This window comes from Micromonospora ureilytica (assembly GCF_015751765.1).
GTDB classification, from domain to species: Bacteria; Actinomycetota; Actinomycetes; order Mycobacteriales; family Micromonosporaceae; genus Micromonospora; species Micromonospora ureilytica.
Genome location: NZ_JADOTX010000001.1, coordinates 5,276,044 through 5,288,730 on the forward strand (window position 1 = coordinate 5,276,044; position 12,687 = coordinate 5,288,730).

General features: G+C 71.2%; 11 protein-coding genes and 1 pseudogene. 10 read left to right on the plus strand and 2 right to left on the minus strand.

Features of this window, described 5'->3' with window-relative positions:
• Nucleotide 1: 1 nt before the first annotated feature.
• The 9 genes and pseudogenes from IW248_RS24090 to IW248_RS24130 all read left to right on the plus strand — a co-directional run.
• Nucleotides 2-802 carry a CpaE/TadZ family protein gene (locus IW248_RS24090; protein ID WP_196928789.1) on the plus strand — a complete coding sequence of 267 codons (801 nt, stop codon included), beginning with the start codon at nucleotides 2-4 and terminating at the stop codon, nucleotides 800-802.
• Entirely contained in the window at nucleotides 792-2,339 is a 1,548-nt protein-coding gene (locus tag IW248_RS24095; protein WP_196928790.1) for a TadA family conjugal transfer-associated ATPase, read from the plus strand. The genes IW248_RS24090 and IW248_RS24095 overlap by 11 nt, the downstream gene beginning before the upstream one ends.
• Nucleotides 2,294-3,241, plus strand: coding sequence for a type II secretion system F family protein (locus IW248_RS24100; protein WP_196930344.1), 948 nt, complete (start codon nucleotides 2,294-2,296; stop codon nucleotides 3,239-3,241). Before IW248_RS24095 ends, IW248_RS24100 begins: the two co-directional genes overlap by 46 nt.
• Entirely contained in the window at nucleotides 3,241-4,110 is an 870-nt protein-coding gene (locus tag IW248_RS24105) for a type II secretion system F family protein (RefSeq protein WP_196930345.1), read from the plus strand. The genes IW248_RS24100 and IW248_RS24105 overlap by 1 nt, the downstream gene beginning before the upstream one ends.
• Before the next feature lie 24 nt (nucleotides 4,111-4,134).
• Entirely contained in the window at nucleotides 4,135-4,329 is a 195-nt protein-coding gene (locus IW248_RS24110) for a hypothetical protein (RefSeq protein ID WP_196928791.1), read from the plus strand.
• Nucleotides 4,330-4,337: 8 nt separating this feature from the next.
• The gene (locus IW248_RS24115; protein ID WP_196928792.1) at nucleotides 4,338-4,781 is read left to right on the plus strand and encodes a TadE family protein; all 444 of its coding nucleotides are present in this window, start codon (nucleotides 4,338-4,340) and stop codon (nucleotides 4,779-4,781) included.
• The gene (locus IW248_RS24120) at nucleotides 4,778-5,254 is read left to right on the plus strand and encodes a TadE/TadG family type IV pilus assembly protein (RefSeq protein ID WP_196928793.1); all 477 of its coding nucleotides are present in this window, start codon (nucleotides 4,778-4,780) and stop codon (nucleotides 5,252-5,254) included. The genes IW248_RS24115 and IW248_RS24120 overlap by 4 nt, the downstream gene beginning before the upstream one ends.
• Nucleotides 5,255-5,319: 65 nt before the next feature.
• Nucleotides 5,320-5,691, plus strand: coding sequence for a pilus assembly protein TadG-related protein (locus tag IW248_RS24125; RefSeq protein WP_196930346.1), 372 nt, complete (start codon nucleotides 5,320-5,322; stop codon nucleotides 5,689-5,691).
• Between the two features lie 14 nt (nucleotides 5,692-5,705).
• Nucleotides 5,706-6,743, plus strand: a pseudogene (locus tag IW248_RS24130) (LysM peptidoglycan-binding domain-containing protein); the annotation flags it as partial.
• Between the two features lie 388 nt (nucleotides 6,744-7,131).
• Here IW248_RS24130 and IW248_RS24135 read toward each other — a convergent pair.
• A complete protein-coding gene (locus IW248_RS24135; RefSeq protein WP_196928795.1) occupies nucleotides 7,132-7,986 on the minus strand; it encodes a Rieske (2Fe-2S) protein in 855 nt (284 codons plus the stop codon).
• A 185-nt stretch (nucleotides 7,987-8,171) separates the two neighbouring features.
• Between IW248_RS24135 and IW248_RS24140 the strand changes: the two genes are divergently transcribed.
• Entirely contained in the window at nucleotides 8,172-8,972 is an 801-nt protein-coding gene (locus IW248_RS24140; RefSeq protein ID WP_196928796.1) for a crotonase/enoyl-CoA hydratase family protein, read from the plus strand.
• A 1-nt stretch (nucleotide 8,973) separates the two neighbouring features.
• On the opposite strand, the gene IW248_RS24145 is transcribed toward IW248_RS24140, so the two are convergent.
• Complete coding sequence (locus tag IW248_RS24145; protein ID WP_196928797.1) at nucleotides 8,974-12,669, minus strand: galactose-binding domain-containing protein; 3,696 nt, start codon at nucleotides 12,667-12,669, stop codon at nucleotides 8,974-8,976.
• Between the last annotated feature and the right edge of the window lie 18 nt (nucleotides 12,670-12,687).

Genomic DNA, 12,687 nt, shown 5'->3' on the forward strand with positions numbered 1-12,687 from the left:
CATGGCGATCATCGCGCTGGTGTCCGCGAAGGGCTCGCCCGGCGTCACGACCTCGGCGCTGGCCTGCGCGCTGGCCTGGCACCGACGGCTGGTGGTCGCCGAATGTGACCCGGCCGGCGGCTCGATCCTCGCCGGATACCTCGGCGGCCAACTGGACGGCCCGCGCGGCATCGGCGAGTTGGCCGTCGGGGAGTTGCGCGACGGCAACCTGGACACCGCGTTCTGGTCGCAACTGGTCGACCTGGACGCACCCCGCCGGGAACGGCTGCTGCTGCCCGGCCTCGTCGACCCCGCCCAGAGCGGCAGCGTCACCCCGCTCTGGCAGCGCTTCGCCGACTACTTCGACGCCCTCGACCGGGGCACCCCCGGCTACGACGTCCTGGTCGACTGCGGTCGGCTACACGTGAACGGACCACCGTGGCCGGTGCTGCGGGCCGCCTCGGTGGTGCTGTTGGTGACCCGGGCGCACCTGCCGGACCTCTCCGGCACCCGGGCGGTGGTCACCACTGTCGAACGGGACTTCGCCGAGCACCGGGTCCCCCCGGGCACCCTGCGGCTGCTGCTGGTCGGCGGCGGGCACGGGCGGGCCGAGATCAGCCGCGCCCTGAAACTGCCTGTCATCGCACGGCTGCCGCACGATCCGCGTACCGCCGGGGTGCTCGCCCTGGGCGGCACTGTGCGGGCCGGACGGCCGCTGATGCGCGCGGCGGCCGCGCTGGAGGTCCCGATCGGGGCGCTCCTGGAGCGGCGACGGGCCCGGTTGGCGTGGCCCGTGCAGCAGGGGGTGCCCGATGCGGTTTGAGCCGGTCTCCACCGATCCGCGCCAACAGCCACCGGCCGTGACCTCCACCGCGCCACCGCTGGCCGCGCCGAACGGCCGGCACCAGCAGTCCGGGCCACAGCCCCAGCCGATGCCCGCGGCCACCCCGCCGCCGGAGTCGCCGCCCCGGCCCCGAATGGACTTCCAGGTCGTCCGGGAGCTGCGCCGGGAACTCACGGAACGGCTCACCCTCTGGCAGCGCGGCCGAGAGTTCACAGTCGACGAGGAGGACACCGAGCGGGCCCGACTCGCCGTCACTGTGGTCGCCTCGTACGCGGACTCGGTGCGCCGGGCCGGCACGCCCATGGCCGCCGGCGAGGAACGCCTACTGCTCGACCAGGTGACCGCCGAGCTGGTCGGGCTCGGCCGGCTGCAGACGCTGCTGGTCGACGACACCATCGAGGAGGTGCACATCCTCGGCTGCGACCAGGTACGCATCACCCGGCACGGCGGCGGGGTGGACTGGGCCGAGCCGATCGCCGACAGCGACGCCGAACTGGTGGAGATCCTCCAGGCGGCGGCCCGCCGGGCGGGCGCGACCGAGCGGTCCCTCTCCACAGTGAAGCCCACCCTCGACCTGCAACTGCCCGACGGCAGCCGGCTGGCCGCGGTGTTCCTGGTCAGTCACCGCCCGTATGCGGTGATCCGCAAGCACAACACCCTGGACGTGAGCCTCGACGACCTCGCGGGCGCCCGAGGTGACCTGGACGAGATGATCGACCCGCTGCTGCGCGACTTCCTCCGCGCGGCGATGCGCGCCGGTCTGAACATCATGGTCGCCGGCTTGGCCGGTGCCGGAAAGACAACTGTCATCCGGGCGCTGATGAACGAGATCCCACAGGATGAGCCGTACGTGCTGCTGGAGGAGAGTCGGGAGCTACTCCCGGCCCGCCGCCGGGAGCGGCACCGGGCGGTGATGAGCTTCGAAGCCCGGGAGGGCCACGGCGAGCGCGGCTTCGACGGGCGCCCAGCCGGTGAGGTGACCATCGCCGACCTGATCCCGCTGTCGCTGCGGATGGGCGTCCTGCGGATCATCGTGGGCGAGGTGCGATCCCGGGAGATCGTGCCGATGCTCCAGGCGATGACCACCAGTCGGGGGTCGATGTGCACCATCCACGCCCGTACCGCCGCCGGTGTGAGTGAACGGATCGTCGAGCTGGCCCTGGCGCACGGCCGCGAGATGACCGTCGACCAGGCCCGCCGGATGGCCGGCAACGCGCTCGACCTGATCGTCTACGTCACCATCGAGGACGAGACCGCGATCGGTGGGCGGAAACACCGGTTCGTCTCCCATGTGGAGGAGGTGATCGGGGCCGGCGAAGCCGGTCGGATCACCACTACCACGGTCTTCGGGCCCGGCCCGGACGGTCGCGCGGTCCCCCGGCACCTACCGGAACGGGTCCGCGACCAGTTGCTGCGGGTGGGCTACGACGCGCGGCTGCTGACCCGCTGGGTGGAGGCCGGCGCCGGTGCCTGGCGGCGGCCCCGGCAGACCCGACTGGCCCGGCGGGTGACCTGATGCTCGGCAGCCTGGAACTGATCGCGGTGATCTCCGGGGCCGCCTGTGTGGCCGGGTTGCTGCTGGCCGTGGTCGCGCTGGTCGGCACCCGCCGACCCCCCGGGCCGCGACCGGGCAGCGGGCCGGGGCTGAGCCGACTGTGGCGCGGACCGGGTAGCACTCCGTCCGAGCAGCGGGCCTACCAGGCACTGCTGGTCGCCGCGCTGGTCGCCGGCGCGTTGGCGTTCCTGTTGACCGGGCTGCCGGTGGTGGGCCTGCTGGTGGCGGTGGCGGTGCCGGGCACCCCGTGGCTGTTCGGGGTGGGCAAGGCCGAACAGCGGGCGATCGCCCGGATCGAGGCGGTCGGCGAGTGGACCCGCCGACTCAAGGACGTCTCCGGCACCGGGCAGGGCCTCCAACAGTCGATCATCGGCACGATCGGCAGCGTGCCACCCGGCATCGAGGACGAGGTACGGCTGCTCGCCGCCCGTCTACAGGCCGGCTGGATGGCCCGCTCCGCGCTGCTGGCGTTCGCCGACGAGATCGCCGACCCGGTCTGCGACCAGGTGGTCGCGGCACTGATCCTGCACCTGTCGGACCGGGGTGAGCGACTGGGTGATGTGCTCGGTTCGATCGCCGGCGCGGCGTCCGCGGAGGTGGCCACCCGCCGGGAGATCGAGGCCAAGCGCACCCAACCCCGGTTCGCGGTCCGTTTCCTCACCGGAATGACGCTGGCCACCCTCGCGTACGGGCTGATCAACACCGAGTACATCAGGCCGTACGGCACGCCTGTGGGTCAGCTGGTGATGGCCGCCCTCGGCGCCGCCTTCATCGGCCTGCTGGCCTGGGTGCGGTCGATGAGCCAGCCGCATCGGCCGGCCCGGTTCCTGCCGGCGCCTGATCCGAGCGAGGTGATCGCGTGATCGTGAACTGGGTGTTGGCCATCGCGGTCTGCGGTGGTGCCGGGGTCGGCCTGGGTGTGTTCCTGGTGGTCCGGGAGTTGGTGCCGGCGACACCGGCGCTCGGGCCGGCGCTGCGCCGGTTGCACCAGCCTCCGGGTGCCGGTCGGGTGGCCACGCCCGCCTCCCGGCGGTTGGACTCGCTGACCGGGTTGTCCCGGTGGCTGCGTCCGCCGCATCGGCAGCTGGCCCTGATCGGCCAGACGCCCGAGCAGTACGCGCTGTCGGTGCTGCTCTCCGCGCTGATCGGGTTGGCCACGCCGACAGTGCTCGGGGTGGTGCTGTGGGTGCTCGGCATCCCGTTCCCGCTGGTCGTGCCGGTGCTGGGCAGTCTCGGGCTGGCACTGCTGGCCGGCCTGCTGGCGCACCGAGCCGTGCTGACCAAGGCCGACGCGGCCCGCGACGAGTTCCGCCAGGCGGTCTGCACCTACCTCGACCTGGTGGCGTTGCAGCTTTCGGCGGCGCACGGGCCGGTGCAGTCGCTGGAGCGGGCGGCGGCGGTCTGCGACGGCTGGGTGTTCGACCGGCTCCAGGAGTCGCTACGGATCGCCCAGATGCAGATGCACGCGCCCTGGGACGAACTGCGCGACCTCGCCGACAAGATCGGCATTCCGGAGTTGGGCGACGTCGGCGCGATCATGCGTTCCTCCGGCAGCGAGGGCGCGCAGGTGCACGAGACGCTGCGCAGCCGGGCCGACTCGCTGCGCGACCAGATCCGCACCGACAACCTCGCCCGTGCCGAGGGGGTGACCAGCAAGCTCGACATCCCGGGCGCGTTGCTCGTCTTCGTGCTGCTCGGGTTCGTCCTCTATCCGTTCATCGCCCGTGTCTGACCCCGCCCCCTGAAGGAGAATGCCATGTCCATCCTCAGCTACCTGCACGTCGTGGTGACGACGCGCCTGGCCGAGCTTCGCCGTGACGGTGAGCGCGGCGACAGCCCGGTGCCCACCGCCGTGATCATCGCCGGCCTGGTCGCCGTCGCCGTGGCCGTCACCGCTGCGGCCCTGACCAAGGCCAACAACTGGATGACCGGCATTCCGAACCACCCGTAGAAGCTGACATGAATCGAGCCGCGTACCCGAGGTGGAACCGAGCGGTCAACGCCGCCCGGCGCCACCTCGCGTCCGGCGACCGCGAGCGGGGTGCCAACCCGGTGGAACTCGCCGTGATGATGCCGCTGATCCTGGTGCTGCTCTTCGCCTCGATCCAGGTCGCGGCGGTCTTCCTCGCCCGCTCCACCGCGTTGAACGCCGCGCAGAGTGGCGTCAACGCGCAGCGGACGTACCAGGCCGGGAACGGTGCCGGGGTGGACAGCGCCTCCCGGTTCCTCAAGGCCGCCGGGGGTTGGCTGGTGGGCTGGGACAAGGCCGGCCCGACCTGTGCGACCACCGCGACCGAGGTGACCTGCACGGTGAGCGGCCGGTCCCTGTCGGTGGTGCCGGGCGTGGACTTCGCGGTACAGGAGACCGCCCACGGAACTGTGGAGAGGTTGACCCCGCCATGACCCGTACCGCCGAGCGGGGCTCGGTCTCCATCGAGGTGGCGGTGCTCGCGCCCGCGTTCATCGCGCTGATGGTGTTGGCCGGTGTGGTCGGGCGCAGTGCGGTTGCGGCGGAGGCGCTCGACGCGGCCGCGCACGACGCCGCCCGGGCTGCCTCGATTTCCCGGGATTCCGACACCGCCCGGACAATGGCGCTGGAGGCCGCCCAGAAGCAGCTGGACTGGCACGGCCTGGCCTGCTCCAACGACCTGGACCCGAAATTCACCGGCTCGGTGGCCGGCATGCCCGACAGTGAGTCCAGCTTCGATGACGCCTTCAGCAGCCAGATCGGTACGAGCGCCACGGTGACGGTGACGATCAGCTGCGTGGTGTCCTTTCAGGACATCACACTCGACATCCTGCCCGGGATGGTGAGCGAAAAGCTGATCACCGCGCAGTTCACCTCCCCGCTCGACCGTTACCGGAGTCGGCAGTGACGGCCGCCGTCAGGTCCTCGCGGGCAGGCGAGCACGGTCGGGTGAGCATCTTCCTCGCAGTGACGATGGTCGGCGTACTGGCCATCATCGGCCTCTCCTTCGACGGCGCCGGGCAGCTCCGCACCCTGCAACGCGCCCAGAACCTGGCCGCCGAGGCGGCCCGGGCCGGCGGTCAGGCCATCGACCGGGCCACCGCCATCGAGGGTGGGCCGAAGCGGATCGACGAGCCGGAGGCGCGCAAGGCGGTCGCCAACTACCTGGCTGCCGTGGACACCGCCGGCCACAGCGTGAACTTCCCCGAGGTCGACGGGGAAATCCTGATACGGGTGACCGTCTCCATCACCTACCACCGCTCGATGATCGGGCCGTTCGTCCAGGACAAGACGGTCACCGTCACCGGCGAGGCGACCGCGCGTGCCATCACCGCAACACCGTAGGAAGGAAGGCAGCCATGCCCGTATCGGGTGGGTCCGTCGTACGGCGGACCGGACGGATCCTCACCGGCATCGGCGCGCTGGCCGTGCTCCTGGTGCTGCTGGTCGGCGCGCCGATCGCGCTGCTCGCCTTCGCCGGTAACCCCCTGCCCGATCACCTCCCCACGATCAGCGAGGTGGGGACCGCACTGACCAGCCGGGACGACGGTCAGCTCTTCCTGCGGGCGTTGGCCGTGGCCGGTTGGTTCGGCTGGGCCACGTTCGCCTTCTCCGTCCTCGTCGAGCTGGGCGCACAGACCCTGCGCCGGCCGGCCCCGAAGCTGCCCGGGATGGGTCGGCAGCAGAAGGCCGCCGCAGCGCTGGTCGGCTCGGTCGCGCTGATCCTGGTCGCCAGCCCGGCCGCCGCCAGCGCTGCTGCTGTCTACGGCGCCCCGGCGTACGCGAGTCCAAGCGCGCCGGCCGTCACCACAGTGGCCGCGCCGACCCGCGCCGCGACGACACCGGACACGGCCGCGCCGGTGTACCGGGTGGCGCGGGGCGACTACCTCGGCGAGGTGGCCGACCGGTACCTGGACGAGTTCGGCGACTACCGGCAGCTCGCCAAGCTGAACAAGCTCGACGACCCGGACCGGATCCACCCCGGCCAACTGCTCCGGCTGCCCACCGAGGCCGCCGACCAGGGGACCCGGCAGCACGCCACCGGCCGGCTCGTCGACCGGCCCGCGGCGCCGAAGCCCCCGGCACCCCGGCCGGCGCCCGAGCGGGCCGCACCGCCGCGGGTGGCCCCGGCACCACCCGGCGGTACGGAGTCAGCGGGCCAGCCACCCGCCATGACTGTCGGTGCGGCCCGGGCCGGTGAGGCTGATCGGGTGAACCGCCCGCTGGCGGTTTCCGCCGTACTGGCCGTGGCGAGCATCGTCGGCGCCCAGATCGGCGCGGTCCTGGGCTTGCGCCGCCGTCCAGCCACCGCCGGGGCGGCTCCCCGGCTGGCCGCCTCCTCCCGCACATCCCGCCGCGGCGCAGGCCGCAGCAGCGGAGGCGCAGGCGCGGGCCGAAGCGGTGCTGCGGGCCACAGCAGCGGCGTGGGCCAGCGGGGCAGTGGTGGGGCGGCCGGTAGCGGTGCCGCGTGGGCTTCCAGCCGGGCGGCGGCGGCCATCGAAGCTCCAGCGGCACCGACCGGCCGTGCGGCACCTGCGGGCAGCGGAATGGCTTTCCCCGGTAGTACGGCGTTCCCGGGTAGCGGAATGGCTCTCTCCGGCGGCACGGCACCCCCCGGCGGCGGAATGGCGAGCGCCGACCCAGAGGGCTGGAGTGGTGACGACGGCTGGGCCGGTGCTGGTGGCGAGGGCGGGCTGTTCGACGGCGGGCACGGCCTGGACTCGGTACCGGACGGTCCGCCGGTCGGCCGCCACCGACGCAGCTGATCGGCAGGGCGAGAGAGGGTCAGGGCAGGCGGGTCTGGAGCACGCCGTTCTGGATCCGGGTGGGCAGGATCTGCTGGTCGTTGCCGGACGGCCCCTGCACGACCTCACCGCCGTTGAGGCGGAACGCGCTGCCGTGCCACGGGCAGACGACGCAGGCGTGGCCGTCGATCTCCTGCACTTCGCCCTCGCCGAGCGGCCCGCTCTGGTGCGGGCAGCGCTCCAGCATCACTGTCACCTCGTCACCGTGCCGGTAGAGGATCACCGAGATGTCGTCGTCCACCTCTCGGGTGATCAGGGTGCGTTGCGGCAACGTCGCCATGTCGGCCAGCGAGTGCCAGCCGTCGGTCATCCGGTGCAGCTCGGAGACGCTCTGGTTGACCTGCGCCCCCTGCTTGTACGCGAGGTGACCCCCGATGTACGCCCCGAGGCTCACGGTGGAGAGCCCGAGGAAGCCGAGGGCACGGCCCATTCCGTGGCGTCCGGACAGCCGCGCGGCCAGCGAGCCGGCGTAGATCGCCATGCCGACGGTGTTGGCGGCGGCGTGCACCAGGCCGACCCGGCGCTGGTCCCGGGCGAGTGCCGCCCAGTCGTTCAGACCGGCCACCGCCGCCGGCAGCGCGCTGACGGTGCCCAGACCGACAAGCACGGTGGCGGGCCGACGCTGCCCGGGCATGAGGTCCAGCACCGCGGCGCTGATCCACGCACCGACCGGCACCTGCACCATCGCCGGGTGCAGCGGATGCCCGAGGGTCACCCCGTGCAGTAGGTCGCGCAGTCGGCGCGGACGCAGTGTCCCCAGGACGACCTTCTGCAGCCGGTCACCCGCGCGGTCCAGCCGGGAGTCCTGCTCAACTTTCGTCAAAAGTGCTCGCACGAGTACCGACTTCCCGGCGATCGACGTCGCAAACCGGTCGGCGGTGACAAACCTGCCGCGCCGCCCACACCGCCGATCTTGCGGTTTCTGCCCCGACAAACCAGGGCACGGGCCGCGAAACGACATCCGAAAGTGCAAGATCGACGGGGATTGTGGGGGTGGGGCGGGGCGGGCATGCTGACGGGATGGGTGTGCGGGTGGAGCGGGTCGGGGCGGTCACCACTGTGGTGCTGGACCGGGCAGACGCTCGGAACGCCGTGGATGGTCCTACGGCTCGGGCGCTGGCCGACGCGTTTCGAGCCTTCGAGGCCGATCCGGAGGCGGCGGTAGCCGTGCTCTGGGGCGCCGGTGGAACGTTCTGCGCCGGCGCCGACCTCAAGGCGATCGGCACGCCGAGCGGCAACCGGGTCGAGCCGGAGGGGGACGGCCCGATGGGTCCGACCCGGATGACGCTCAGCAAACCGGTGATCGCGGCGATCTCCGGGTACGCGGTGGCCGGTGGGCTCGAACTGGCGCTCTGGTGTGACCTGCGGGTCGCCGAGTCCGACGCGACACTCGGCGTGTTCTGCCGCCGCTGGGGGGTGCCGTTGATCGACGGCGGCACCGTCCGGCTGCCCCGACTGATCGGCGAGAGTCGGGCGATGGACCTGATCCTCACCGGCCGCCCGGTGCCGGCCGACGAGGCGTACACGATGGGGTTGGTCAATCGGTTGGTGCCACCCGGCCGGGCGCGGGCCGCGGCCGAGGAGTTGGCGGCCGCCATCGCCCGGCATCCGCAGACCTGCCTGCGCAACGACCGGGCGGCGCTGCTGGCCGGCGCCGGGCGGCCCGAGCCGGAGGCGCTGGCGACCGAGTTGGCGTACGGGATGGACTCGCTGGCCACGGACGCGGTGGCCGGCGCGGCCCGGTTCGCCGCAGGCGAGGGCCGACACGGCACGACGCCGCCGGGAGGGGTACACCCCCCGACGGCGTCGGCTACTGGCTAGCTCAGTTGCGGTTGATGGTGAAGGTCGTCGTGGGGTTCTGGATGTCCACCGCGTTGTTGCTCAACCGGAGGTTGTTGAAGGTGACCGACCCGACGGCCGGCCCCTGCCCGGCCTCCGGCATCGGGTTCGCCCAGATCGCAAAGCCGGACTTCGCGTCGTAGGCGTCCCCGCTCTTGCGGGCGCCGCTGATGGAGATGTTCGTGAAGACCGTGTCGGTGATCGGGTTCTGCGGCTGCCCGCCGACGTAGTTGGTCTGGAACATGATGCCGCTGTAGGTCGGATCGATGATGTCGACATCGCTGACCCGGATGCCCTGGAACACCTTCGAGGCGGAGAAGACCCAGATCGCCGGGAAGGTCTGCCCACCCCAGAAGTGCCCACCGGCCCGCACGATCGAGATGTTCTCGAACCGGGTGGGCGGGTTGGCACCGAAACCGTTCATCGGGTAGCCGAAGTCGAGCGAGCTGATGGTGATGCCCGAGTAGACCAGGGTGTCCGCGATGTAGATGTTGCGGAACGTGTTGCCGTAGCCGCCGTACACGGCGACACCGGCGGCCCGCCAGGTCAGGGTCGAGGTCAGGTTCTCGTAGATGTTGTCCTTCATGTCGGCGCCGCCCGCGTCGATCGCCGAGAACAGCGCGAAGCTGTCGTCGCCAGTAGCCCGGGCGTCGTTGTTGCTGACCAGGTTGTTGGTGCTCCCGTTGGTCATGTTGATGCCGTCGGCGAACATGTTCCGGATCCGGGAGTTCTTGATCGTCATGTAGTCGGTGTTCGCGCCCCAGTAGAGGCACACCATGTGCTCGTTCCAGATGTTGTCGATCACGATGTTCGACACGTTGGCGAAGTCGAACACCTTGCCCGGACCGTCGATCCGCGAGGTGTAGTTGCCGAAGTAGGCGAAGTTCTTGAAGGAAGAGTTCGCCGCCGACGCCTCGGCCCGGAAGCCGATGTCGGTGTTGTCCTGGCCCGAAGGAGCGTTGAACCGGGTGTACCAGGGACCGGCGCCAGTCACCTGGACCGCCTTGCCGTACACCTGGAACTTCGACGAGGTGGAGTAGTTACCCGCCGGCAGGTACACACCGACCAGGTTGCCTGTGGTGTCCATCCGCACCCGGTCCAGGGCGTTCTGCACGTCCTGGTGGGTGAAGCCGCCCGGCGTGGTGTAGCGCGCCGAGTCCGGGTTGGCGATCGGCGCCACCTGCTCCGTGTTGATGAAGTCGATGGCGTACGTGGTGGTGTTGGCCGGGTCCTTCTGGAGGCGGATCTTGCTGCCGGCCGGGACCGTGGAGTTGAGCATGACGTTGGCTTCGTCGTAGATGTGCCGCGGTCCGCCCGCGCTCGGCGAGTTGCCCGGGCTGGCCTCGTTGCCGTAGAGCCAGGCGTACCGGGACGTTAGATCGATGGCCTTGTGGAACGTGCCGTTGACGTAGACGTTCAGTGTCGAGTTGATTCCGCCGCCACCGGAGGCGTCCGGGATGGAGAAGCGGGTGACAAGCGTGTTGGTGCTGGCCCGGGTGGTGAACTCGACGTAGCTGCCGGTCGAGTTGAGGGTCACCGCCCGCCGACCGGACGCCTCGCCGGCCAGGTCGCCGATCTCCCGGTTCGGTCCGACGACGGCGGCGCCGCCGCCGATCACGCCGTCCTCGGCCTCGTACATGTCGTACGGCATGTTGGCGCCGCGCCCCACGAAGAGCGGCCGGTCACTCGTGTTGTTGGCCTGCTTGACCGGCAACTCGTTGCCGTCCACGGCAAGCACCACCCGCACTGTGTACTTGCCGTTCGCGGCGGTCCAGGTGCCCAGGCTGATCGGACCGACCGTCGCGCCGGCGTTGATCACGCCGGAGTGCGAGCCGGTCAGGGTACGGACCACGGTGCCGGACTCGTTGAGCACGGTCAGGGTGATGCCGTGCGAACCGGAGGCGGAAGCCTGGTTGCCGGCGTTGCGGATGGACACGGAGAAGGTGACAGTGTTGCCCGCCGAAGGGTTGCCCGGCGACCAGGCGACCGAAGAGGCGACCAGGTCGGAGCTGGCTACCGCGGCGACGACCAACGGGCTGGGGTTCGTGTAGCTGTTGTTTGTGTCGTCCTGCTCGACGACTGTGTTCGACTCGTCGACCTTGGCGCTGAGCGGGTAGCTGCCCGAGTCCCGGGTGCCGATGCTGGCGCTGACAGTGGTCGAGGCACCCGCCGCGAGACCGCCGACCGAAGCCGTGCCGACCCGGGTGGAGCCCAGGTAGAAGTTGACGTTTGTCGCGCCGGAGGCCGCCGAGCCCGCGTTACGCACCGTCGCGGAGAGCGTGATGGTGCTGGTCTCCACGGGTGCGGACGGGCTGAACGACATGCCGGTCACGGTCAGGTCCGGGTTCGGCGCCGGAGTGCCGAAGACCTGGAACTCGGCCACCTGCCCGGCCGGAGCGCCGGTGTTCGAGGCGATCGAGAGTCGTACGTCGGCCGCCGCGCCGGAGACCGGGATGGTCACCGTGTTGCCGCTGCCCGGGTTGAAGGTGTAGTTCGTCGCCCCGACCAGCGTGGTGAAGCTGGACGAGCCCTGGTCCCGGCCGAGCACTGTGATGTTCTGGGTACGCGCGCCCCACGCCGAGTCCGGGTTGAGCTTCACGACGACCTGGCTGAGGCTGGCGTTCGCGCCCAACTGCACGGTCAGCGTGCTCGGGTTGCCGTTGCCCTCCCAGTAGGTGGCCACGTTGTTGTCGTTGGCGTTGGTGGCCACGAACGTGTGCACGAACCCGGAGGCGGTGATCGGCTTGCCGACCGCCAGGTTGCTCCCGGTGGGCGGGTTGCCGGTGCCGGTCCGGGTCACGGAGTTGCTGTTCGCCGACTGGTTGCCGGCCGCGTCCTTGGCCCGGACGTAGTACGACACCGTGGCGCTGTCCGCCTGGCTGTCGGTGTAGGTGAGCGTCGAGCCGCTGACGCTGCCGCGCAGCGCGCCGTTGGCGTAGACGTCGTAGCCGGTCACCCCGACGTTGTCGGTGGACGCCGACCAGGTGAGTCGGATCTGCCCGCTGGCCGGCTGGGTGTAGGCCAGGTTGCCGGGGACGCTGGGCGCCTGGGTGTCGGTGCTGCCGGTGGCGCCGTACACCTCGACCTCGGAGAGTTGCGCGGCCGGCCAGCCGGTGTTGCCGGTGACCTGCACCCGAACGTAGCGGGTGCTGGCGGCGGTGAAGCTGACGGTCGCGGTGTTGCCGCTGCTCGGGTTGAAGGTGTAGCCGGCGGACGCCTTCAGTGTGGTGAAGGACGAACCGTTGGTCGAGCCGAGCACCGACAGCGTCTGCGTACGGGTCTGCCAGTCCGACGCGGGCGGCAGCTTCAGGACCACCCGGTCCACGCTGACCGTGGCGCCCAGGTCGGCCTGGATCCACTGCGGGAACGCGTTGTTGGCGCTCTCCCAGTAGGTCGAGGCGTTGCCGTCGTTGGCGTTGCCGGCCACGTAGTTCTGGTTGTAGCTGCTGGCCGTCATGGTGGCGGAGAGCCCGGCGAGCAAGGCCACGCGGGCGGCGGCCGCGGACGGGTCGGCCGCCGGTGCCGCGCTCGCCATGGGGGTGACGACCGGGGCGGTGGCGAGGAGCATCCCGGCGAGCGCGCCGGCGAGTAGCCGCCGGTGGGCTTTCCGGGTGGTGCGGGGGACGGTGGTGGGCGCGCCGGTTGGCGGCGTGCCTCGTCTGGTGCCGGTCCTGGACATGGGGTAGCTACACCTCTT

Bases quoted from the DNA above. Each gene is read 5' to 3' on its own strand.
- IW248_RS24090 (WP_196928789.1), top strand. From the start codon at position 2: ATGGCGATCATCGCGCTGGTGTCCGCGAAGGGCTCGCCCGGCGTCACG.
- IW248_RS24095 (WP_196928790.1), top strand. From the start codon at position 792: ATGCGGTTTGAGCCGGTCTCCACCGATCCGCGCCAACAGCCACCGGCC.
- IW248_RS24110 (WP_196928791.1), top strand. From the start codon at position 4,135: ATGTCCATCCTCAGCTACCTGCACGTCGTGGTGACGACGCGCCTGGCC.
- IW248_RS24115 (WP_196928792.1), top strand. From the start codon at position 4,338: ATGAATCGAGCCGCGTACCCGAGGTGGAACCGAGCGGTCAACGCCGCC.
- IW248_RS24120 (WP_196928793.1), top strand. From the start codon at position 4,778: ATGACCCGTACCGCCGAGCGGGGCTCGGTCTCCATCGAGGTGGCGGTG.
- IW248_RS24125 (WP_196930346.1), top strand. From the start codon at position 5,320: ATGGTCGGCGTACTGGCCATCATCGGCCTCTCCTTCGACGGCGCCGGG.
- IW248_RS24140 (WP_196928796.1), top strand. From the start codon at position 8,172: ATGGGTGTGCGGGTGGAGCGGGTCGGGGCGGTCACCACTGTGGTGCTG.
- IW248_RS24145 (WP_196928797.1), bottom strand. From the start codon at position 12,669: ATGTCCAGGACCGGCACCAGACGAGGCACGCCGCCAACCGGCGCGCCC.